The sequence below is a fragment of the Streptomyces sp. NPDC006430 genome (genome assembly GCF_040612395.1).
Classification (GTDB): domain Bacteria; phylum Actinomycetota; class Actinomycetes; order Streptomycetales; family Streptomycetaceae; genus Streptomyces.
Window position 1 is genome coordinate 75,859 of the sequence record NZ_JBEXQA010000001.1, and the last position, 21,601, is coordinate 97,459.

24 protein-coding genes are annotated in these 21,601 nt (G+C 71.6%); 12 read left to right on the top strand and 12 right to left on the bottom strand.

Going from position 1 to position 21,601, the window contains the following annotated elements; translation table 11 throughout:
* Positions 1-12 precede the first annotated feature (12 nt).
* Together ABZZ20_RS00395 and ABZZ20_RS00400 are read left to right on the top strand one after the other, a co-directional pair.
* Positions 13-762 carry an ABC transporter permease subunit gene (locus tag ABZZ20_RS00395; RefSeq protein ID WP_356865140.1) on the top strand — a complete coding sequence of 250 codons (750 nt, stop codon included), beginning with the start codon at positions 13-15 and terminating at the stop codon, positions 760-762.
* A 40-nt stretch (positions 763-802) separates the two neighbouring features.
* On the top strand, positions 803-1,237 hold the full coding sequence (locus tag ABZZ20_RS00400; RefSeq protein WP_356865142.1) for a hypothetical protein: 435 nt from the start codon (positions 803-805) through the stop codon (positions 1,235-1,237).
* 2 nt (positions 1,238-1,239) lie between these two features.
* Here the strand turns inward: ABZZ20_RS00400 and mug are convergent, their stop codons facing one another.
* The 5 genes from mug to ABZZ20_RS00425 form a co-directional block, all read right to left on the bottom strand.
* A complete protein-coding gene (gene mug / locus ABZZ20_RS00405; RefSeq protein WP_356866091.1) occupies positions 1,240-1,794 on the bottom strand; it encodes a G/U mismatch-specific DNA glycosylase in 555 nt (184 codons plus the stop codon).
* Positions 1,791-3,224 carry an adenylosuccinate lyase gene (gene purB / locus ABZZ20_RS00410; RefSeq protein ID WP_356865144.1) on the bottom strand — a complete coding sequence of 478 codons (1,434 nt, stop codon included), beginning with the start codon at positions 3,222-3,224 and terminating at the stop codon, positions 1,791-1,793. The genes mug and purB overlap by 4 nt, the downstream gene beginning before the upstream one ends.
* A 71-nt stretch (positions 3,225-3,295) precedes the next feature.
* A complete protein-coding gene (locus ABZZ20_RS00415; protein WP_356865146.1) occupies positions 3,296-4,087 on the bottom strand; it encodes an SGNH/GDSL hydrolase family protein in 792 nt (263 codons plus the stop codon).
* A gap of 67 nt (positions 4,088-4,154) precedes the next feature.
* Positions 4,155-5,180: a hemolysin family protein gene (locus ABZZ20_RS00420; protein ID WP_356865148.1), complete on the bottom strand. Its 1,026-nt coding sequence runs from the start codon at positions 5,178-5,180 to the stop codon at positions 4,155-4,157.
* A complete protein-coding gene (locus ABZZ20_RS00425) occupies positions 5,177-6,517 on the bottom strand; it encodes a hemolysin family protein (RefSeq protein ID WP_356865150.1) in 1,341 nt (446 codons plus the stop codon). The genes ABZZ20_RS00420 and ABZZ20_RS00425 overlap by 4 nt, the downstream gene beginning before the upstream one ends.
* A gap of 204 nt (positions 6,518-6,721) precedes the next feature.
* On the opposite strand from ABZZ20_RS00425, the gene ABZZ20_RS00430 reads away from it, so the two are divergent.
* On the top strand, positions 6,722-7,147 hold the full coding sequence (locus tag ABZZ20_RS00430) for a GNAT family N-acetyltransferase (RefSeq protein ID WP_356865152.1): 426 nt from the start codon (positions 6,722-6,724) through the stop codon (positions 7,145-7,147).
* A 3-nt stretch (positions 7,148-7,150) separates the two neighbouring features.
* Here ABZZ20_RS00430 and ABZZ20_RS00435 read toward each other — a convergent pair whose 3' ends face one another.
* From ABZZ20_RS00435 to bioB, 4 genes are all read right to left on the bottom strand, one after another.
* A complete protein-coding gene (locus ABZZ20_RS00435) occupies positions 7,151-7,813 on the bottom strand; it encodes a class I SAM-dependent methyltransferase (protein WP_356865154.1) in 663 nt (220 codons plus the stop codon).
* Between the two features lie 221 nt (positions 7,814-8,034).
* Positions 8,035-8,754: a dethiobiotin synthase gene (bioD, locus tag ABZZ20_RS00440; protein ID WP_356865156.1), complete on the bottom strand. Its 720-nt coding sequence runs from the start codon at positions 8,752-8,754 to the stop codon at positions 8,035-8,037.
* Between the two features lies 1 nt (position 8,755).
* On the bottom strand, positions 8,756-10,069 hold the full coding sequence (locus ABZZ20_RS00445) for an adenosylmethionine--8-amino-7-oxononanoate transaminase (protein ID WP_356865158.1): 1,314 nt from the start codon (positions 10,067-10,069) through the stop codon (positions 8,756-8,758).
* Entirely contained in the window at positions 10,062-11,294 is a 1,233-nt protein-coding gene (gene bioB, locus ABZZ20_RS00450) for a biotin synthase BioB (RefSeq protein ID WP_356865160.1), read from the bottom strand. The genes ABZZ20_RS00445 and bioB overlap by 8 nt, the downstream gene beginning before the upstream one ends.
* A 156-nt stretch (positions 11,295-11,450) precedes the next feature.
* On the opposite strand from bioB, the gene ABZZ20_RS00455 reads away from it, so the two are divergent.
* Positions 11,451-12,623 (top strand): 8-amino-7-oxononanoate synthase, encoded by a 1,173-nt coding sequence (locus ABZZ20_RS00455; protein WP_356865162.1) that lies wholly within the window; start codon positions 11,451-11,453, stop codon positions 12,621-12,623.
* A 4-nt stretch (positions 12,624-12,627) separates the two neighbouring features.
* Here ABZZ20_RS00455 and ABZZ20_RS00460 read toward each other — a convergent pair whose 3' ends face one another.
* Complete coding sequence (locus tag ABZZ20_RS00460; RefSeq protein ID WP_356865164.1) at positions 12,628-12,849, bottom strand: DUF397 domain-containing protein; 222 nt, start codon at positions 12,847-12,849, stop codon at positions 12,628-12,630.
* Positions 12,850-12,861: 12 nt separating this feature from the next.
* The gene (locus ABZZ20_RS00465; protein ID WP_356865166.1) at positions 12,862-13,746 is read right to left on the bottom strand and encodes a helix-turn-helix transcriptional regulator; all 885 of its coding nucleotides are present in this window, start codon (positions 13,744-13,746) and stop codon (positions 12,862-12,864) included.
* Positions 13,747-13,942: 196 nt separating this feature from the next.
* On the opposite strand from ABZZ20_RS00465, the gene ABZZ20_RS00470 reads away from it, so the two are divergent.
* Entirely contained in the window at positions 13,943-14,392 is a 450-nt protein-coding gene (locus ABZZ20_RS00470) for an ATP-binding protein (RefSeq protein WP_356865168.1), read from the top strand.
* A gap of 7 nt (positions 14,393-14,399) precedes the next feature.
* Here ABZZ20_RS00470 and ABZZ20_RS00475 read toward each other — a convergent pair whose 3' ends face one another.
* On the bottom strand, positions 14,400-14,789 hold the full coding sequence (locus ABZZ20_RS00475; RefSeq protein ID WP_356865170.1) for a VOC family protein: 390 nt from the start codon (positions 14,787-14,789) through the stop codon (positions 14,400-14,402).
* Positions 14,790-15,140: 351 nt separating this feature from the next.
* On the opposite strand from ABZZ20_RS00475, the gene ABZZ20_RS00480 reads away from it, so the two are divergent.
* From ABZZ20_RS00480 to ABZZ20_RS00510, 7 genes are all read left to right on the top strand, one after another.
* Positions 15,141-15,443, top strand: coding sequence for an urease subunit gamma (locus ABZZ20_RS00480; protein ID WP_356866093.1), 303 nt, complete (start codon positions 15,141-15,143; stop codon positions 15,441-15,443).
* A 14-nt stretch (positions 15,444-15,457) separates the two neighbouring features.
* Positions 15,458-15,769, top strand: a complete 312-nt coding sequence (locus ABZZ20_RS00485) for an urease subunit beta (protein ID WP_356865172.1) — start codon at positions 15,458-15,460, stop codon at positions 15,767-15,769.
* Entirely contained in the window at positions 15,762-17,483 is a 1,722-nt protein-coding gene (locus ABZZ20_RS00490) for an urease subunit alpha (protein ID WP_356865174.1), read from the top strand. The genes ABZZ20_RS00485 and ABZZ20_RS00490 overlap by 8 nt, the downstream gene beginning before the upstream one ends.
* 43 nt (positions 17,484-17,526) lie before the next feature.
* Positions 17,527-18,201: an urease accessory UreF family protein gene (locus ABZZ20_RS00495; protein ID WP_356865176.1), complete on the top strand. Its 675-nt coding sequence runs from the start codon at positions 17,527-17,529 to the stop codon at positions 18,199-18,201.
* A gap of 29 nt (positions 18,202-18,230) precedes the next feature.
* Positions 18,231-18,926, top strand: coding sequence for an urease accessory protein UreG (gene ureG, locus ABZZ20_RS00500; protein WP_356865178.1), 696 nt, complete (start codon positions 18,231-18,233; stop codon positions 18,924-18,926).
* Positions 18,923-19,729 (top strand): urease accessory protein UreD, encoded by an 807-nt coding sequence (locus ABZZ20_RS00505; protein WP_356865180.1) that lies wholly within the window; start codon positions 18,923-18,925, stop codon positions 19,727-19,729. The genes ureG and ABZZ20_RS00505 overlap by 4 nt, the downstream gene beginning before the upstream one ends.
* A 192-nt stretch (positions 19,730-19,921) precedes the next feature.
* Positions 19,922-21,592, top strand: coding sequence for an alpha/beta hydrolase (locus ABZZ20_RS00510; RefSeq protein ID WP_356865182.1), 1,671 nt, complete (start codon positions 19,922-19,924; stop codon positions 21,590-21,592).
* The last annotated feature ends 9 nt before the right edge of the window (positions 21,593-21,601 follow it).

Below are 21,601 nucleotides of genomic sequence, written 5' to 3' on the forward strand. Positions count from 1 at the left end.
GGAGACTTCGCCATGAGCACCGCTCTGCCCACCGTCCCCGTCCTCCACTCGGAATGGATCAAGATAAGGTCCCTGCGGGGTACCTTCGGGGCGCTGATAGCCATCCTCGTCGCGACCGCCGGGATCCAGACGCTGACGGCTGCCGCGATCGGCCGGGCCGAAGCCGGCAGCATGGGCGATGACCCGCTCCTCGCCGCGTTCTACGGCATCAACTTCGGGCAGGTCGCCGCCATCGCCTTCGGCGCGACGGCGCTGTCGTCGGAATTCCACAACGGCGCGCTGCGCACGTCCCTGACTGCGGTGCCCGACCGCACCCGGTTCTACCTGTCGAAGATCGCGATGGTCGGCGGACTCGCCTTGCTGATGGGGCAGATCACCGGTCTCGTCACCTTCGTCGCGGGCCAGGCGTTCATGGGGCCGTACGCCATCGAACTGGGCAGTCCCGGGACCTTCCGGGCCGTCTTCGGTAGCGGCCTGTACCTCATGCTCATGGCATTGTTCGCGGCCGGACTGACTGCGGTGCTGCGCAGCGCAACAGCCGTCCTGAGCTTGCTCATACCCTTCGTGCTGATGGTGTCGTTCGTCATCGGGGCGACAGCAGGAGGCGTGGCCCAGTTCCTGCCGGACCGGGCCGGTCAGCTGGTGATGCGCCTGGAGATGCCCGGCGACCTCGGCCCCTGGACCGGGCTGGGTGTGACGGCCCTGTGGGCGACGGCTGCACTGATCTGCGGCTGGATAGCGGTGCGCCGGCGCGACGCGTGACGCCGAGCCAGTTGTCAGTGGTCGCCGGGATACTGACGGCATGACCACGGCAGAGCATCTCGACACGATCGACCGGCTCCGAGCGCGTGACTTCCCCGAGGTCTGGGGGAGGTCCGAAGTGGGCACCAGCGGGCCCGGCTACCACCTCGCGGAGCTGGGCGGGAGCCGGTGGTACGGGGACGAGGACGCGGCCGACCGAGTGGCGTACGAGGACCAGGTGTCCGCCGAGTACGAGGCACTGATCCACCGGCTTCAGGAGCGCTGGGGCAGACCGGACGTGTTCACCCTCCACAGCCTGAAGCTGCGCGCGGAGGCGGAAGAGATGCCCCAGCCGTGGCGGGAGATCGGCGGCACCGCCGACCACCTGCACCTTTGGCGAGCCGAAGACCGCTGGATCGCTGTCTACGAGGCCCGGTGGGGGGCCGACCACTCGCCGCAGCTGATGGCTGCGGTGACCGTGATCGACCCGCCCTAGGCTTAGGGAGTGGCCTCGGGAGCCAACTCGGCGGCGGCGCGGAGGCGGGCGAATTCCTGGGCCATGGTCTCGGCGGTCCAGTGGGCGTTGAGACCGCTGGGGTTCGGGAGCGCCCAGATGCGGGTGGAGCCGATGGTCCGGTCCTGGGGGCCGATCTGCGCCTTTCGCTCGCCGAAGGCGGTGCGGTAGGCGGTGATCCCGACAACCGCCAGCCACTGCGGGCGCAGCCGTTCCACCTTGGCCGTCAGTATCCGGCCGCCCTCGCGGAACTCCTCGGCGCTCAGCTCGTCGGCCCGGGCCGTGGCACGGGCGACGACGTTGGTGATGCCGAGCCGGTAGGTCAGCAACTCTTCCTGTTCCGCCGGATCCATGCGGCGCGGGGTGAAGCCGGACAGGTGTAGGACGGGCCAGAAGCGGTTGCCGGGGCGGGCGAAGTGATGGCCCGTAGCAGCGGAGAGGAGGCCCGGATTGATCCCGCAGAACAGCACACGCAGACCGCCCGCGACCACGTCCGGGAGGACGTGGTCGCGGGCGGCGCTCAGCTCGTCGGGGGTCAGAGGATCGACCCCGGCGTGTACCCGGCGGCCTCCGGGTGCTGCTTGGCGATGTCCTCGATGCGGGAGACGACGACGGCGACCTGGTCACCGGCGGCGCCCGTGAAGGACAGCTTGTCGGCCATCAGTGCGTCGAGCTGCGCCCGGTCCAGGGGCATCCGCTCGTCGGCGGCCAGCTTGTCGAGCAGTTCGTTGCGCTCGGCGCCCTGCTCGCGCATGGCGAGCGCGGAGGCCACCGCGTGCTCCTTGATGACCTCGTGGGCGGCCTCGCGACCGACACCGGCCCGCACCGCGCCCATCAGGACCTTGGTGGTCGCGAGGAACGGCAGGTAGCGGTCCAGCTCGCGGGCCACGACCGCAGGGAAGGCGCCGAACTCGTCGAGGACCGTCAGGAAGGTCTCCAGCAGGCCGTCGAAGGCGAAGAACGCGTCGGGCAGGGCCACCCGGCGGACCACGGAACAGGAGACGTCGCCCTCGTTCCACTGGTCGCCGGCGAGCTCGCCGGTCATCGAGGCATAGCCGCGCAGGATGACCATCAGGCCGTTGACGCGCTCGCAGGAGCGGGTGTTCATCTTGTGCGGCATCGCAGAGGAGCCGACCTGGCCGGGCTTGAAGCCCTCGGTGACCAGCTCGTGGCCGGCCATCAGGCGGATCGTCTTCGCGATGGACGAGGGGGCGGCGGCCAGCTGCACCAGGGCGGTGACCACGTCGTAGTCGAGCGAGCGCGGGTAGACCTGGCCGACCGAGGTGAAGGCCTGGGCGAAGCCGAGGTGGGCGGCGATCCGCTGCTCCAGCTCGGCGAGCTTGGCGGCGTCCCCGCCCAGCAGGTCGAGCATGTCCTGGGCGGTGCCGACCGGGCCCTTGATCCCGCGCAGCGGGTAGCGGCCGAGCAGGTTCTCCAGGCGGTCGTACGCGACCAGCAGTTCGTCGGCCGCGGTGGCGAAGCGCTTGCCCAGGGTCGTCGCCTGCGCGGCGACGTTGTGGGAGCGGCCGGCCATGACCAGCTCGGCGTGCTCGCCGGCCAGCTTGCCGAGGCGGGCGAGCACGGCCACGGTGCGGTCGCGGGCCAGCTCCAGGGAGAGCCGGATCTGCAGCTGCTCGACGTTCTCGGTCAGGTCGCGGGAGGTCATGCCCTTGTGGACGTGCTCGTGGCCGGCGAGGGCGTTGAACTCCTCGATCCGGGCCTTCACGTCGTGCCGGGTGACCTTCTCGCGCTCGGCGATGGAGGCGAGGTCGACGGTCTCCAAGACGCGCTCGTAGTCGGCGAGGGCGGCGTCCGGGACCTCGATGCCGAGGTCCTTCTGGGCGCGCAGCACGGCGAGCCACAGCCGCCGCTCCAGCGTCACCTTGTACTCGGGGGACCACAGGACGGCGAGCTCCGCGGAGGCGTAGCGGCCGGCCAGGACATTGGGGATGCGGGGCTTGGCTGTCACGTGTAGGGATTCTACTTGTGCCGCCGCTGTGCGTTTACGCAGGTAGGGACCCCGCCCCAGATTGTGCCTTGCTACGAGAGCCGCTCGCCCGAAGCGGCCTCGTACGGGAGCAGCTCCGGGCGCTTGGCCGGTCGGCCGTCCCCGGACGAGCGGCCCGTCAGACGGCGGCCGACCCAGGGCAGCAGGTGCTGCCGCGCGAAGCTCAGGTCCTGGGAGCGGCGCACGGCCCAGCCCGGTGCCACCGCGGGCGGAAGCTCGGTTCGCCAGTCCTGCTCGGGCGGCAGGCCCAGTGCCTGCCAGACCGCCTCCGCCACCCGGCGGTGGCCCTCGGCGGTCAGGTGCAGCCGGTCCACGTCCCACATGCGGGGGTCGCCGAGTACGGCGGCCCCGTACAGGTCCACCACGAGAGCTCCGTGCCGTGCGGAGAGCTCCTCGATGATGGCGAAGAGTTCCTCCATGCGCGGCCGGAAGCGCTCCATCACCGGTCCGTTGCGCCCCGGCGAGCGCATCAGCACCAGCGTCTTGCAGGAAGGGGCCAGCAGTGCGACGGACTCTTCCAGGTGGCCGCGTACCCGCCCCATGTCCACCTTGGGGCGCAGGGCGTCGTTCAGGCCGCCCACCAGCGTCACGATGTCGGCGCGCATCGACGCCGCCACCGGGGCCTGGTCCGCGGCGATCTGGCCGATCAGCTTTCCGCGGACGGCGAGGTTCGCATACCGGAAGCCGGGCTCTCGCGCCGCGAGGCGGGCGGCCAGCAGGTCGGCCCAGCCCCGGTAGGAGCCGTCCGGCAGCAGATCGGACATTCCTTCGGTGAAGGAGTCGCCGACCGCGACGAAACTGGTGTAGGTCGCATTCATCTCCATGGCGGAGCGATGTTACCGCGCGGTACCCCGACCCTGCGGGGCCGGGACCCTTCCCGGGGCGGGCGCGTCAGGTGGAGGCCGGCCTCCCGAAGAGTTCGCGCAGCACGTCCTCCATCGTCACCAGGCCCGTCATCGCCGCATCCGGGCCGAGCACCGCCGCCAGGTGCGTCCGACTGCGCCGCATCGCCGTCAGCACGTCGTCCAGCGGGGTCTCCGCCCGCACCTGGGCGATCGCCCGCAGCGCGGACACCGGGAACGGCTGGGTCCGCTCGGGCCCGTCCGCATCCAGGGCGTCCTTGACGTGCAGGTAGCCGAGGATCCTGTGCTGTGCGTCGATCACGGGGAAGCGGGAGTACCCCGACGCGGCCGACAGTCGTTCGAGCCCCGCCGGGGTGATGCCCTCCTGGGCCACCACGACCCGGTCCGACGGCAGCACCACGTCCTTCACGGGCCGCCTGCCCAGCTCCAGGGCGTCGTGCAGCCGCTCGCTCGCCCGGCCGTCGATCAGCCCCGCCTCGCTGGAGTCCTTGACGATCCGTGCCAGCTCGTCGTCCGTGAAGGTCGCGGAGACCTCGTCCTTCACCTCCACCCGCAGCAGCCGCAGCAGGGCACTGGCGAAGGCGTTGATCATGAAGATCACCGGCTTCAGGGCCCGGGTCAGGGTCACCAGCGGGGGGCCCAGGAGCAGTGCGGTGCGCACGGGCTCGGACAACGCCACGTTCTTCGGCAGCATCTCGCCGAAGAGCATGTGCAGGTACGTCGCCAGGGCCAGCGCCACGGCGAAGGAGATCGCGTGCGTCAGCCCGGCGGGCACTCCGAAGAGGTCGAACAGCGGGGTCAGGAGATGTGCGATGGCCGGTTCGGCCACCACGCCCAGGACCAGCGTGCACAGCGTGATGCCCAGCTGCGCCGCCGCCATCAGCGCCGACACGTGCTCCAGCCCCCACAGCACGGAGCGGCCCCGCCGATCGCCCCGTTCGGCGTACGGCTCGATCTGGCTGCGCCGGACCGAGATCAGTGCGAACTCCGCGCCGACGAAGAAGGCGTTCACGACCAGGGTCGCCAGGCCGATCAGCAATTGGACCAGCGTCATCGGGCTGCCTCCCCGCCCTCGCCCTGCGACGGTTCGGCCGGCGCGTGCAGCAGCACCCGCGCCGCCCGTCGTCCGCTGGCGTCCACCACGTCGATCCGCCAACCACCCAGCTCCATGCTGTCGCCGACGGCCGGGATCCGGCCCAGCTCGGTCGCTATCAGCCCGGCGAGGGTCTCGTACGGGCCGTCCGGTACGCGCAGGCCGATCCGTTCCAGCTGGTCGGTGCGCGCGGCACCGTCGGCGGAGTAGAGCCGGCGCCCGGAGGCGTCCGTACCCGCCGGGGCCAGGTCCGGGGTCTCGTGCGGGTCGTGCTCGTCGCGCACCTCGCCGACGACTTCCTCGACGATGTCTTCCAGGGTCACCACGCCGGCCGTGCCGCCGTACTCGTCGATCACCACGGCCATCGTCTGCTTGCCGGACAGCAGGTCCAGCAGTCGGTCCACGGTCAGCGACTCCGGTACGAGCAGCGGCTCGCGCAGCAGTTGGGAGACGGAGCGGCGGTGACGTTCCTCGGCGGGCAGTGCCAGCACGTCCTTGACGTGGACCGTGCCGACGACGGTGTCGAGGCTGCCCCGGTAGACGGGGAAGCGCGACAGGCCGGTCGCGAGCGTCGCGTTCGCCACGTCCTCTGCGGTGGTCTGCACGTCGAGTGCGGTCACCTGGACCCGCGGTGTCATGACGTTCTCGGCCGTCAGGTCGGCCAGGTTCAGGGTTCGCATGAACCGCTCAGCGGTGTCCTTCTCCAGTGCACCCGCCTTGGCGGAGTGCCGGGCCAGCGCCACCAGCTCCTGCGGGGTGCGTGCGGAGGCCAGTTCCTCGGCGGGCTCCATGCCGAACCGTCGCACCATGTGGTTCGCCGTGCTGTTCAGGTGGCTGATGAACGGCCGGAAGGCCCGGCTGAACAGCCGTTGCATCGAGGCGACCCGCTTGGCGACGGCCAGCGGGGAGGAGATCGCCCAGTTCTTCGGCACCAGCTCGCCGACGACCATCAGGACGACGGTCGACAGCGCGGTACCCAGGACCAGGGCGGTGGAGGAGGCCGCTCCGGCCGACAGCCCCATCGCCTCGAAGGGACCCTGGAGCAGAGCGGCGATCGAGGGCTTGGAGATCATGCCGATGACCAGGCCGGTCGCGGTGATGCCGAGCTGGGCACCGGAGAGCTGGAACGTCAGACTGCGGACGGCCGTCAAGGCGCTCTCGGCCCCGCGCTCACCGCGCTCGACCGCTCGTTCGAGCTCGCTGCGCTCGACCGTGGTCAGCGAGAACTCAGCCGCAACGAAGGCTCCACAGGCAACACAGAGCAGCAGCGCCACGACGAGTAGGAGCACTTCGGTCATCGAACGGTCACCTCCGTCCCATGATCGGCCAGGAGGCGGGGGATCGCGCGGTGTCGAGTACTCGGGGGCTCGCCCATGGGCGGAGGCTCACACCTTTCACTGCTGGGAACGGTCCGATGGGAACTACTATCCACATGGTAAAGGAAGAGCAAAGGGCGCGGATCATCCTTTTGGCGGAACGCGCCCGGATGGTGGGATCCGGGCATGAACGATCTTCACGTCGGTCCTGCGTCGGCCTGCGACCTCACCACCGTGCTGGACTTCTGGACGACCGCTGCCGAGGGGACGAGTATCAGCGACGACCCGGCCGGGGTCGAGCAGCTCCTCGCCCGCGATCCGCACGCGCTGCTCCTCGCCCGGCGCGACGGCGAGCTCGTCGGGACCGTGATCGCCGGGTTCGACGGCTGGCGCTGCCACCTCTACCGGCTCGCGGTCCACCCGGCACACCGCCGTCAGGGCATCGGGTCGGCGTTGCTGGCGGCTGCGGAGGAACGTTTCGTGGCACTCGGTGGGCGGCGTGCGGACGCGATGGTCCTCAACCGGAACGAGCGGGCGCACGGCGCGTGGGACGCCGCCGGGTACCACCCCGAGCACCATTGGACGCGCTGGGTCAAACCGCTGGGGGGCTGAGACCTATCCGGGAGCGCGGCGGGCCGAGCCGATCACGCAGTACGAGGTGGGGAACGCCGGTCCGCTCTCGGGCAGCCGGAAAGTGCGGTACGAGACGCTCCGGAAACCTGCGGCCCTGATCGCGGCGACGGGGTCCCGGAAGGTGTGGCACCCGCCGAAGAGGTGGGGCCACACGGTCCGGTCCAACGTCCGCTGGAAAGCCGCCATGGCAGGGGTGGGCGCGCGACCGTGCTCGAAGAAGCGGAGCTCGGCGTCGGGGCGCAGCACGCGGTGCAGCTCCGCGAGCGAGCGGGGCAGGTCCCGCACGGAGCACAGCACGAGGCAGGCGACGGCGGCGTCGAAGGCCTCGCTCTTGACGGGGAGGGCCTCGGCGAAGCCGGGCACCACGTCGACGGGGACCTCGGAGCGGAGGGCGGCGTCGGTCGCGAGCCTGCGCAGGCTGCGTTCCGGTTCCACGGCGACCACTTCGGAGACCGCGCGGGGGTAGTGGGCGAAGTTCAGCCCGTTGCCCGCGCCGATCTCGATCACCCGGCCGGTCACGCCGTGGAGGAGCTCCCGGCGGAGGGCGGGGAGGGCGGGTTGCCGCTCCGCCAGCGTGCTGGCGCGGGCGTAGACGCGGGCGAATAGGGGGTGCGGGCGGGGGCTTGCGGGGTGGCGCAGCGGCATGGGGGCCTCCCGGACGACGTACGCGTACGCATACCGTCAGTCTCCCCGCGTCGGGCCGATGCATCCCCGGTGCGGTGCGGTGCGGTGCGGTCCCGTCTAGTGCGGTGCCGTCCCGTCCCGTCTCGTGCGGTGCCTCGTCGGGGGCTCACCCCCACGGGGACGGCCCGGCCCGGCGGCGACTTCCGCTTCCGCCGCCGGGGCCGTGCAGCCGTTCCCGTGCGTCAGGCGGGCCAGCGCCGTAGGAAGGAATCCGGGCACCAGGTCCCCGACAGGGACGGGGCCAGCCAACTGGGCGCCGCCTTGCGGAAGGATTCCGGAAGGAGGGACCCCGAGGCTTCCGGGATCGCGCCCAGCAGGGGTATTCCGGCGGACGAGGGCAGGTCCGCCAGGTTGCAGCGGGAGGCCAGGTCCGGCTCCGCCGGCCAGCTGCCGATGACCACGCCCAGGGCCTCCACCCCCCGGGCCCGCAGGGCCTCCGCCGTCAGGGTCGTGGAGTTCAGTGTCCCGAGGGCTGCCGGAGCGACCACCAGGACCGGTGCGTCCAGCAGGCGGGCCGCGTCGGCCAGGGTGTGGCCCGCTTCGTCGAAGCGGACCAGGAGGCCGCCCGCGCCCTCCACCAGGACCAGGTCGTGGGACCGGGCGAGCCGGCTCGCGGCTTCCGCGACGGCGGTCGGTGAGACCGTGGGCAGGCCCGAGCGGCGGGCCGCCGTGTCAGGGGCCAACGGCTCCGGGTAGCGGGCCAGTTCGACGGCCGTGACGGTGGGGCCCGCCAGGCGGGCCGCTTCCGCCGCGTCGCCCGGTTCCGTCGCGTCCACGCCCGTCTGCGCGGGCTTGAGGACGGCCACCGAGCGGCCCGACGCCACCGCGGCCGCCGCGATCGCCGAGGTGACCACCGTCTTGCCGATCTCCGTGCCGGTGCCCGAGACCATGAGTACGGTCATGTCAGGCCTCCGCCGCCGCCGCGCACACCGCGCGGCAGATGCGGGCCACGTCGGCGTCACCCGTGACGAACGGCGGCATCGTGTAGACCAGGTCCCGGAACGGGCGCAGCCAGACGCCCTCCCGGACCGCTGCCCGCGTCGCCGCCGCCATGTCCACCGGGTGGGTCAGTTGGACCACGCCGATGGCGCCCAGGACGCGTACGTCCCGGACACCGGGCAGGTCCCGCGCCGGTGCCAGGCCCTCCAGGAGGCCCGCCTCGATGCGCTTGACCTCGCCCTGCCAGTCCTGGCCGAGGAGCAGGTCGATCGAGGCCAGTGCCACGGCGGTGGCGAGCGGGTTGCCCATGAAGGTCGGTCCGTGGGCCAGCACAGGTACCTCGCCCTGCGAGATCCCGGCTGCGATCCGCTCCGTGCAGAGGGTGGCCGCCAGGGTGAGGTAGCCGCCGGTCAGGGACTTGCCCAGGCACATCACGTCCGGCGTGATCCCGGCGTGGTCCGCCGCGAACAGGGCGCCGGTGCGGCCGAAGCCCGTCGCGATCTCGTCCAGGACGAGCAGGACGTCGTACTCGTCGCACAGTTCGCGCAGCGCCCGCAGGTAGCCGGGGTGATGGAAGCGCATGCCCCCCGCGCCCTGGACCACCGGTTCCACGATCACCGCGGCCAGTTCGTCCGCGTGCGCGGAGACCAGGGAGCGCAGGTGGTCCACGTACGCCGGGTCCACGGGCGCGTCGAAGCCGCTCGGCGGGACGTCGGCGAACACCTGGCGCGGGAGGATGCCCGACCAGAGTTCGTGCATGCCGCCCTCGGGGTCGCAGACGCCCATCGGCGTCCAGGTGTCCCCGTGGTAGCCGCCGCGCCAGGTGAGGAGCCTGGTCTTGCCGGGTCGCCCGATGGAGCGCCAGTACTGGAGGCACATCTTGACGGCGACCTCGACGGAGACCGAGCCGGAGTCGGCGAGGAAGACGTGCTCCAGGCCGGGCGGGGTGATCTCGACCAGTCGGGCGGCCAGGCGGACGGCGGGCTCGTGGGTGAGCCCGCCGAACATCACGTGTGACATACGGCCGAGTTGCTCGGTCGCGGCCTCGTTCAGCGCCGGGTGGTTGTACCCGTGGATCGCCGACCACCAGGACGACATGCCGTCGACCAGCTCCGCCTGCCCCTGCGCGGGCTCGGCCAGCCGCAGCCGGACGCCCGAGGCGGAGGAGACGACCAGCGGCTCCTGCCGCCCGGGCATCGGACCGTACGGGTGCCAGACGTGCTGCCGGTCCAGCGCGAGGAGCTCGGTGGCCGGCAGCGAGTGGTGCAGGTCAGGCATTGGGGGCGAGGTCCGTTCCCGCGCCCCGACGACGGACCGCCACCAGGTCCGAGCGCACCTCGCCCGCCTGCGCCTGCGCCTGCGCCTGCGCCTGGGCGGTTGCGGCCTCGTGTTCGTGGCCCGAGCAGCCCCCGCACGCCGAGCCGCAGCCCGCGTCCGCCGCCGAGGAGCCGCACGGCCCGTGGGCCGCCGCGCCCGTGGCCGCCGTGGCCGCCGCGTCCGAGCGGTGCGCGGGCAGGGTCGTCGTACCCGCGCCCTCCACCTCGAAGCCGGCGTCCGCGATCATGTCGAGGTCGGCCTGGCCGGCCTGGCCCTCACTGGTGAGGTAGTCGCCGAGGAAGATCGAGTTGACCAGGTGCAGGGCCAGCGGCTGCATGGTGCGCAGGTGCACCTCGCGCCCGCCGGCGAGCCGGACCTCGATGTCGGGGCAGACGAACCTCACCATCGCCAGGATCCGCAGGCAGCGCTGCGGGGTGAGGTTCCACTCCTTGGCCAGCGGGGTGCCCTCGAACGGGATCAGGAAGTTGACCGGCACCGAGTCGGGGTCCAACTCGCGCAGCGAGTAGACGACGTCGACCAGGTCCTCGTCGCTCTCGCCCATGCCCGCGATCAGGCCGGAGCAGGCGGACAGTCCCGCCGCGTGGGCCTTCTGCACGGTGTCGACCCGGTCCGCGTAGGTGTGGGTCTTGGTGATCTGGCCGTACGTCGCCTCGGAGGTGTTGAGGTTGTGGTTGTACGCGTCGGCACCCGCGTCCTTCAGGCGCTCGGCCTGGCCGTCGGAGAGCAGGCCGAGGCAGGCACAGACCTCGACGCCCTCGTTCTGCTCCTTGATCGCCTCGATCGTCTTGCCGACCCGCTCCACGTCACGGTCCGTCGGGCCGCGCCCGCTCGCCACCAGGCACACGCGCTTCGCGCCGCCCGCGACCCCGGCCGCGGCGGCCTGGGAGGCCTCCTCCGGCTTGAGCCACGTGTACTTGAGGATCTCCGCCTTCGACCCCAGTCGCTGGGAGCAGTAGGAGCAGTCCTCCGGGCAGAGCCCGGACTTCAGGTTGACCAGGTAGTTCAGCTTGACCCGACGCCCGAACCACTGGCGGCGCACCTTGCCGGCCGCAGCCACCACGTCGAGCAGTTCGTCGTCAGAGGTCGCCAGCACGGCGAGCGCCTCTTCGCGGGTCGGCAGCTCGCGCCGCAGCCCCTTGTCCACCAGGGTGTTCAGCAGGTCCATGACGCCGATCCTGGACCACACGACCACTCCCGGCCAAGGAGAGATCGCACAACATGGCCGGAACGGAGTGTGTGTATCACCACACCTGGCACTCAAGTCGCGGCCGTTAGGGTCAGGCACGCCTGTGGACAGCCGACAAAACGCGAGGAACCGCCGATGCCCCAGCACAGCCCCGATCCCGCTGACGTGTTCGCCTGGATCGACAACGCGGAGCGGGCCCGTGAGCAGGCCGGACTCGTCCGGACGCTGCGCCCCCGCCCGGCGTCCTCCACGCTGCTGGACCTCGCGAGCAACGACTACCTCGGTCTGTCCCGGCACCCCGAGACCGTGCGCGGCGCGTGCGAGGCGGCCGAGCGGTGGGGCGCGGGAGCCACTGGATCGCGGCTGGTGACCGGTACGACCGAGCTTCATGCGGAGCTCGAACGGGAACTGGCCACCTTCTGCGGTTTCGAGGCCGCGCTCGTCCTGTCCTCCGGGTACGCGGCCAACCTGGCGGCCGTCACCGCGCTCAGCGACCGGGGCACCCTGGTCGTCTCCGACGCCGGCAACCACGCCTCGATCGTCGACGGCTGCCGGCTCTCCCGCGCCGGGACCGCCGTGATCCCCCACGCGGACCCGGAGGCCGCGCGCAAGACCCTCGCCACGCACGAGGGCCGCGCACTGCTGGTCAGCGACTCGGTGTTCTCCGTGGACGGGGACGCCGCCCCGCTCGCCGGGTACGCGGACGCCTGCCGGGAGGAGGGTGCGGCCCTGCTCGTGGACGACGCCCACGGGCTGGGCGTGCTGGGGGAGGGCGGCCGGGGAGCCCTGCACGCCGCGGGACTCGCGGGCGCGCCCGGGGTGGTGGCCACGCTCACGCTCTCGAAGTCGATGGGCAGCCAGGGGGGAGCCGTGCTCGGCCCGGCCAAGGTGATCCGCCACCTCGTCAACACGGCGCGGACCTTCATCTTCGACACCGGGCTGGCGCCGGCCGCCGTGGGAGCGGCGCTGGCGAGCCTGCGCCTGCTGGAGCGGGAACCGGAGCGTGCCGGCCGGGCCCGCGAGGTGGCCGACCGGCTGTACGGGCGGCTCACCGCGTCCGGCCTGACCGCGGCCCGGCCGGACGCGGCCGTGGTGTCGGTGCGAGCCCCGTCGGCTTCGGCGGCACTGCGCTGGGCCGCCGACTGCCGCGAGGCAGGTCTGTCCGTGGGGTGCTTCCGGCCGCCGTCCGTGCCGGACGGCATTTCCCGGCTCCGCCTGACCGCGCGGGCCGATCTCACGGGGGACGAGATCGATCGGGCCGTCGAGACGATCCTGCGGACCGCTCCGGCCGGAGCCACGGCCCGCTAGGGCGTCACGCGGACACGTCCGCCCTCACGGATGCGAGGAAGCCGTCCCAGGCCGGCCCGGTGAAGAGTACGGCCGGGCCGGCCGTCCGCTTGGAGTCGCGGACGGCGAGCAGGCCGCCGCCGAGGACGGCCGTTTCCACGCAGTTGTTCATTCCGGTGCTGCGGCTGCTCCGCCGCCACCGCGCTCTGATCAGGAGTCCGCTGGTGGTGAGGGGGGTTGCGGACACGGGGGTGCCTCCTTACGCGTCGTCAGCGAGTGAGCTGATGAGATCCGACGAGTCCTGGGGCGGGAGGGCGTGCGCCTGGATGGTGCGGAATGCGGCGCTGTACGCCTCGAGGTCTTCCTTCCGCTCCAGATAGAGGCTACTCGTCAAATGGTCGAGTACCACCACATCCAGATCGGCGATGTCCGGAAATGAGAAGATGACGAACGGTCCGGTCAGGCCGAGATGACCCCCCACGCTGAACGGCAATACCTGCAAACGCACTTGGGGCAGCCGTGCCACTCGCACCAGGTGTCGCAACTGCGCCGCCATCACCCCGGGTCCCCCGATCTGCCGCCGCAGCACCGCCTCGTCCAGTACGGCGCTCAACTCCAGCGGCGGATCGGCTCGCAGTACCGACTGCCGCGCCAGCCGTACGTCGACCAGCGCATCGACCTTCGGCTCCGGCAGGCCGCCCAGCGCGGCCCGGGTCACCGCCCTCGCGTACTCGGCGGTCTGCAACAGCCCCGGAACTACCGAGAGTTCCACGGTGCGCGCGGAGCGGGCTCCCGCTTCGAGGCTGATGAAGTCCCGGTACTCCTGCGGTAGCAGTCCGCGGTAGTCGTGCCACCACTGGCGGCCCCTCCCGGTGTCGGCGTCCGGCCCGGGGGCGGACGCCGAGGCCAACAGGGCCTCCAGTAAGGCCCGCTGCTCGGGGCTCACGACCTCCCCGTAGACGTCCAGGAGGAGGTGGATGTCCTCCGGTTTGACGCCACTGCGTCCGGTTTCGATGCGGCTGATTTTCGACTGGTGCCACCCCGCGATCCGGGCCGCCTCACCACTGGTGAGTCCGGTCCGGTCGCGCAGCGCGCGCAGTTCCTCGCCGAGTTTGCGCCGACGCACCGCGGGACCGTGCTGCACACCCGCCTCCTTCCACCGGCACAGCTCGCACCAGTCTGCCGTCCAAATACGCTCTTCCGTAGCAGAGTTCACCGCATTGAGCGACAGATATATGCATATCTTGGGTGAACGGCAGCACCGGCAGGAAGATGGGTGCACTCTGGCGTCCAGCACGTATCCGGGGCGGTTTCGCCCCGGTGGGAAAGGGATCGTCGCCATGGCAGATCACCAGGAAGCGTCCATCACTCTGCCGAGCGATCCCGCCTCGGTCGCCGCTGCCCGCCGCTACGTGGCGGAGGTGCTCTGCGAATGGGGAATGTCCGACGAGGCCGACACCGCCGACAGCGTCCGGCTGATCGTCTCGGAACTCGCCACCAACGCCGTGCAGCACACCTTCGGGCAATCGCCCACCTTCACCGTCGACGTCCGCCTCGAACGCGGGGAGTGGCTGCGCGTCGGGGTGACCGACAGCCACCCGCGTTGGCCCCGGCGCCTCCCGGCCGCCGTCCAGCAGGACAACGGCCGGGGGATGGTCATCATCCGCTGGCTCACCGCGGAGGCGGGTGGCCGGCTCTCGGTCAGCCCCACCGAGGACGGCGGCAAGACCGTGTGGATCGCCCTTCCCTGGCCCGCGGGGACTCCGGTGCGGCGCGCCACCGGCTGTTGAGCCCCGCTCAGCCCTGACCGCGCTCCGCGGCGCCGCGCTCGATGCACAGCTCGTTGCCCTCCGGATCGGCGAGCACCACCCATCCGGTTCCGTCCTCCCGGCGGCGGTCGTCCACCAGCCTCGCCCCGAGACCGATCAGCCGCTCGACGGTCTCGTCACGGGTTCCCGTGGGCGGCTGGATATCCAAGTGGACGCGGTTCTTCACGGTTTTGGACTCCGGTACCCGGATGAAGAGCAGACCCGGGACACCGGGCTGGCCCGCGTCCAACAGGATCTCGTCGTCACCTTCCGCGTCGTCCGGGTGGATCGGGAAGCCGGTCACACCGGACCAGAACGCGGCGACGCCGTAGGGGTCGAGGGCATCGAAGGTGATGTGGCGGACGGGATTGAGGAACATGCGTCTCCTCCATGGCGGGTCCGCCCGGCGGTGGCCGGGGGAAGGGGCCGTATGCGGAAAAGGGGGCCGTATACGGAAACCGGCCGCGGGCGGCACCGGAGTCGAACCGGGCGCCTTCCCGAAACGTGGGTTAACGCGGCGGAAAAACGCGACCCCTAGCGTGGCGGCCGAGGTCTACCGTCAATGATCACCCATCAGCGGGCAAAGGAGCGGTGCTCGGAACGGAAAGCCTTTACCTGCGATGAGGCAAGACACGCTTGGCTCGGATACATGCAGGTCAACAAAGCGTTGAAAGCACCTAGGGTCGGCTCGGCGCGAACGTGATCTTGTCCTGGAAGCTTGGTGATACGAGTGCAACTGACACCGCACGAGCAGGAGAGACTGCTCATCCACGTGGCCGCCGACGTGGCCGAGAGGCGAAGGGCGCGCGGGGTTCTGCTCAACCACCCCGAGGCGGTGGCCCTGATCACTTCGCACATCCTCGAAGGGGCCCGTGACGGGCGGACCGTGGCGGAGCTCATGATCACCGGCCGCACCGTGCTCAGCCGTGCAGAAGTGATGGAGGGGATCCCCGAGATGATCCACGACGTCCAGGTCGAAGCGACCTTCCCGGACGGCACGAAGCTCGTCACCGTCCACGACCCGATCGTCTGAAGGGGAGTACCCGCATGATCCCCGGCGAAATCGTCTACGGGGACGGTCCGGTGCGCCTCAACGAGGGCCGCCCCGTCACCCGCCTCACCGTGCTCAACGCCGCCGACCGGCCCGTGCAGGTCGGATCCCACTACCACTTCGCCGAAGCCAACCCCGGCCTCGCCTTCGACCGCCCGGCAGCCCGCGGTCTCCGGCTCAACATCGCCGCCGGCACCGCCGTACGCTTCGAGCCGGGCATCCCGGTCGCCGTGGAACTCGTACCGCTGCGCGGGCTGCGCACCGTACCCGGTCTGCGCGGGGAGACCGGAGGGCCGCTCGATGGCTGAGCTCGACCGCAGGACGTATGCCGACCTCTTCGGGCCGACCGTCGGTGACCGGATCCGCCTGGCCGACACCGACCTCTTCATCGAGATCGAGCAGGACCTCGCCGGCGGACCCGGACGTTCCGGCGACGAAGCCGTGTTCGGCGGCGGCAAGGTGATCCGCGAGTCCATGGGGCAGGCCCGCACCACGTGCGCCGAGGGGGCCCCCGACACGGTCATCACCGGTGTCGTCGTCCTCGACCACTGGGGCATCGTCAAGGCCGACGTCGGCATCCGCGACGGCCGGATCTGCGGGATCGGCAAGGCCGGCAACCCCGACACCATGGACGGGGTGGAGCCCACCCTCGTCATCGGCCCCGAGACCGAGATCATCGCGGGCAACGGGAAGATCGTCACGGCCGGCGCCATCGACGCCCACGTGCACTTCATCTCCCCGACCGTCATCGAGGAGGCCCTCGCCTCCGGCATCACCACCCTCGTCGGCGGCGGCACCGGACCCGCCGAGGGCACCAAGGCCACCACCGTCACCCCCGGACCCTGGCACATGGCCCGGATGTTCGCGGCGCTGGAGGCCTATCCCGTCAACATCGGCCTGCTCGGCAAGGGCAACACGATGTCCCGCGAGGCCATGCACTCCCAACTGCGCGGCGGCGCACTCGGCTTCAAGATCCACGAGGACTGGGGGGCCACCCCCGCCGTGATCGACGCCTGCCTGAGCGTGGCCGACGAGACCGGCGCCCAGGTCGCCATCCACACCGACACCCTCAACGAGGCCGGATTCGTCGGAGACACCCTCGCCGCCATCGCAGGCCGGACCATCCACTCGTACCACACCGAGGGCGCGGGCGGCGGCCACGCGCCCGACATCATCACCGTGGTCTCCGAGCCGAACGTCCTGCCCAGCTCCACCAACCCGACCCGGCCGCACACCGTCAACACGATCGAGGAACACCTCGACATGCTGATGGTCTGCCACCACCTCAACCCGGCCGTCCCCGAGGACCTCGCCTTCGCCGAGTCGCGGATCCGGCCCTCGACCATCGCCGCCGAGGACGTCCTGCACGACCTCGGGGCCATCTCGATCATCTCCTCCGACTCGCAGGCCATGGGCCGCGTCGGCGAGGTCGTGATGCGCACCTGGCAGACGGCCCACGTGATGAAGAAGCGGCGCGGCTTCCTGGCCGGCGACGGCCCCGCCGACAACCAGCGCGTCCGCCGCTACGTCGCGAAGTACACCGTCAACCCCGCCGTCGCCCAGGGGCTCGCCCGCGAGATCGGCTCGATCGAGACCGGCAAGCTCGCCGACCTGGTGCTCTGGACGCCCGCCTTCTTCGGGGTCAAGCCCGAGCTGGTCATCAAGGGCGGCCAGATCGCCTACGCCCAGATGGGCGACGCGAACGCCTCCATCCCCACCCCGCAGCCGGTGCTGCCCCGACCGATGTTCGGCAGCCGCGGCCGGGCCCCCGGGCTGAACTCGGTCAACTTCACCGCCCGCGCCGCACTCGACGACGGACTGCCCGAACGGCTGGGGCTCGACAAGCCGTTCGTGGCCATCGAGAGCACCCGCACGGTGAGCAAGACGGACATGCGCAACAACGACGCGATGCCGAGGGTCGAGGTCGACGCGGACACCTTCACCGTCACCATCGACGGGGAGGTCGTGGAGCCCGCGCCCGCGGTGGAACTGCCCATGGCACAGAGATACTTCCTGTTTTGAACCGGCCCCTTGCGGTGTGGCCGCCTGCGAAGGGCGCACTCCGGTGAGCCGCGCCGCACTGCTCGTGCTCGCCGACGGCCGCTTTCCCGCCGGCGGCCACGCCCACTCGGGCGGGGCCGAAGCCGCCTGCAAGGCGGGTCGCATCCACGACGCCGCCACCTTGCAGGAGTTCTGCCGCGGCCGGCTCCACACGGCCGGGCTCGTCGCCGCCGGACTGGCAGCCGCCGCAGCCCTTGGGCTCGACCCGGAGGCCCTCGACGCCGCCGCCGACGCCCGGACCCCGTCGCCCGCGCTGCGCACCGCGGCGCGGCGGCAGGGCCGCCAGTTGCTGAGGGCCGCCCGGGCCACCTGGCCCGCCGCCGAACTCGAAGCGCTGGCCGCCGCCTTCCCGCGCGGGGCGCACCAGCCAGTGGTGCTCGGAGTGACCGCGAGGGCGGCCGGACTCGGGCCGCTCGATGCCGCGCACGTGGCGGCGTACGAGGGCGTCAGCGGGCCGGCGAGCGCGACGGTACGGCTGCTCGGCCTGGACCCCTTCGAGGCGAGCGGAGTCCTGGCCCGGCTCGCTCCCGAGATCGACGTCGTCTGCGACCGGGCCGTACGCGCCGCCCGGCGGGCCCTGTCGGAAGGCCCTGACGCCCTGCCGGCGGCCTCCTCGCCGCTGCTGGAGATCGCAGCGGAGATCCACGCCGACTGGGCGGTCCGGCTGTTCGCGTCCTGACCCCCTCCACGAAGTACAGGAGACCCCCCATGCACCTCGACCACGGTGTGACCTTCCCCCAGCGCCACACCCACAGTGCCGAGCCGGTACGGGCGGACGGTTCGCGTCGCGCCCTGCGCATCGGCCTCGGCGGACCCGTCGGTTCCGGCAAGACGGCCACCGTCGCCGCGCTCTGCCGCGCCCTGCGCGCCGAACTGTCCATGGCCGTCGTCACCAACGACATCTACACGCGGGAGGACGCGGAGTTCCTGCTCCGCGAAGCCGTCCTGCCGCCCGAGCGGATCAGTGCCGTGGAGACCGGCGCCTGCCCGCACACCGCCATCCGCGACGACATCTCCGCCAACCTGGAAGCGGTGGAGGAGCTGGAAGAGGCCTTCCAGCAGATCGCCCCGCTCGACCTGATCCTCGTCGAGTCGGGCGGCGACAACCTCACCGCCACCTTCTCCCGCGGCCTCGTCGACGCCCAGATCTTCGTCATCGACGTGGCCGGTGGCGACGACATCCCGCGCAAGGGCGGCCCCGGCGTCACCACCGCCGACCTGCTCGTCGTGAACAAGACCGACCTCGCCCCGTACGTGGGCTCCGACCTGGACCGGATGGCCCGCGACGCAGCCGAACAGCGCGGTGAACTCCCCGTCGCCTTCCAGTCCCTGCGCGCCGAGGACGGCATCGCCCCGGTGGCTGCGTGGGTGCGCGAGCGGATCGCGGCCTGGGCCGCCCGGTGAGTCCTACGGCGACCGGTGCGCCCCCCGTCGCACCGCCCGCCCCGGCTCCGGCCGGCGTACGGGCCACCGCCAAGATCGCGGCCGTCGCCGACGGACGCGGCGGTACCGCCCTGCCGCTGCTGGCCGGGCAGGGGCCGCTCGCGCTGCGCCGCACCCGGGGCAGGGAGGCGGAGGCCGGCGTGGTGCTGGTCGGTGCGATGAGCGCCCCGCTCGGCGGTGACCACCTCACGGTGGAGGCCTCCGCCGGTCCCGGGGCCCGGTTGGCCCTGACCTCGGCGGCGGCCACCCTGGCCCTGCCCGGCCGCACGGGTGAGCCCGCGCGGTACGACGTACGGCTGACGCTGGCCGGGGACTCGGTGGTGCGGTGGCTGCCGGAGCCGCTGGTCTCGGTGCGCGGCAGTGACCTGCGGGTGCACACCCGCGTCGAACTCGCTCCTGCGGCCCGGCTGGTGCTGCGCGAGGAGCAGGTGCTCGGCCGGACGGGGGAGGGGCCCGGCCTGCTGCGCAGCCGCCTCGCCGTCACCCGGGGCGGGCGCCCGCTGCTGGACCAGGAGCTCGCCTGCGGACCGGGTGCGCCCGGTGGTTGGGACGGTCCGGCAGGGCTCGCGGGACACCGGGCGCTGGGTCAGCTCCTGGTCGTGGACCCGGACTTCGCCGCATCCGCGCCCGCCGCCGCGGTGCTGGGGGAGTTCGCCGTGGTCACTCCACTGGCCGGTCCGGCCGTCCTCGTGACAGTTCTGGCGCCCGATGCGCTGCGGCTGCGGGAGCTGCTCGACGCGGCGTGTCGGACGTACGGCCGGTGAGCGCGGAGCGAACCTGGGACGAAGTGGACACCGCTCAGCGGTACACGCCTTTCCGGTTATCGGGTTGGCAAAGAACGTGACCTTGCTCTGTTGCCAGGTGCAGGTCAAGCGAAAGGATCCACCTGCATCGACCGATCGAACCCGACCGACCCGGCCCTTACCGGCCGGGTCCGACGCAGGGGGAACAACCACGTGATACGCACTGCAGCGCTGGGGAGCGCTGCCACTCTGATCACCGGAGCGCTGGCCGCGAGCCTGCTGCTGGCCCCGCCGGCGGCTGCGGCCTCTTCCAGTCACAACACCCCGCTCCCGGAGGCGCTGGGCGTCCAGCTGGCCGCCGCCCGTGCCGCCCGTACCGGGATCGAGTGGAAGGACTGTCCTGCCGACTGGGGCTACGCGGCCCCCATCCAGTGCGGCTGGGTCAAGGTCCCGCTCGACTACGCCAAGCCGTTCGGCAAGACCATTGACCTCGCGGTCGACCGCGCCGTCAGCACCGGCACCAAGCAGGAGCGCCAGGGCGCGCTCCTCTACAACCCGGGTGGCCCCGGCGGCTCCGGGATGCGCTTCCCGCGCCGCGTCACCACCAAGTCCCCGCTGTGGGTGAACACCTCCAAGGCGTACGACTTCGTGGGCTTCGACCCCCGCGGTGTCGGCCACTCGGCGCCCATCTCGTGCATCGACCCGCAGGAGTTCGTCAAGGCTCCCAAGGCCGACCCGGTCCCGGACACCGAGGCCGACAAGAGCGCCCAGCGCAAGCTCGCCGCGGAGTACGCGGACGGCTGCAAGGAGCGCAGCGGCGAGATGCTGCCGTACATGACGACGCCGAACATCGCCCGCGACCTGGACGTCATCCGCGCCGCCCTCGGCGAGAAGAAGCTGAACTTCATCGGCGTCTCGTACGGCACCTACATCGGCGGGGTCTACGCGACCCTGTTCCCGACCCACGTGCGCCGCATGATCGTCGACAGCGTGGTCAACCCGGCGCAGGACAACATCTGGTACGAGGCGAACCTCGGCCAGGACGTCGCCTTCCAGATGCGCTGGAACGACTGGCAGGACTGGGTCGCCAAGAACGACGCCGTCTTCCACATCGGCGACACCCGCGCCAAGGTCGAGGCCAAGTGGCAGGAGCTGCGCGCCAAGGCCAAGGCCAACCCGCTCGGCGGCGTCGTCGGCCCGGCCGAGCTCATCGGCTTCTTCCAGGGCGCCCCGTACTACGACTCCTCCTGGGTCCCCGTCGCGCAGGCGTTCAGCGCCTACGTGGCCGGTAACGAGCAGCCCCTGATCGACGCCATTGCCCCGGACATGTCCGACATCCAGGGCAACATCGCCTCGGAGAACGGCAACGCCGTCTACACCGCGGTCGAGTGCGCCGACGCCAAGTGGCCCACCAGCTGGACCAAGTGGGACGCGGACAACACCAAGCTGCACGAGCAGTACCCCTTCCTGACCTGGTCCAACGCGTGGATGAACCTGCCCTGCGCGACCTGGAAGTCCAAGCAGAGCAAGCCGATCGCGGTCGGTGCCAAGTACGGTCTGGCGCCGGTGCTGATCGTCCAGTCCGAGCGTGACGCGGCCACGCCGTACGAGGGTGGCGTCGAGCTGCACCGCCGTCTCGCCGGATCGCGTCTGATCACGGAGCAGGGTGCCGGCTCGCACGGTGTCACCAGCCTCGTGAACCCCTGCATCAACACCCGGGTGGACGCCTACCTGCTGTCCGGCAAGGTCGACGCCCAGGACGTGACGTGCGGCCCGCACGCCGCTCCGGTCGCCCCGGCCGCAGCCCCGGCCACCGCGAAGTCGCTGGCCAAGGCCCCGGCATCCGACCTCCCCGCGCTGGAGGACCTGCCGGCCGTTCGCTAGGGCCTGCAG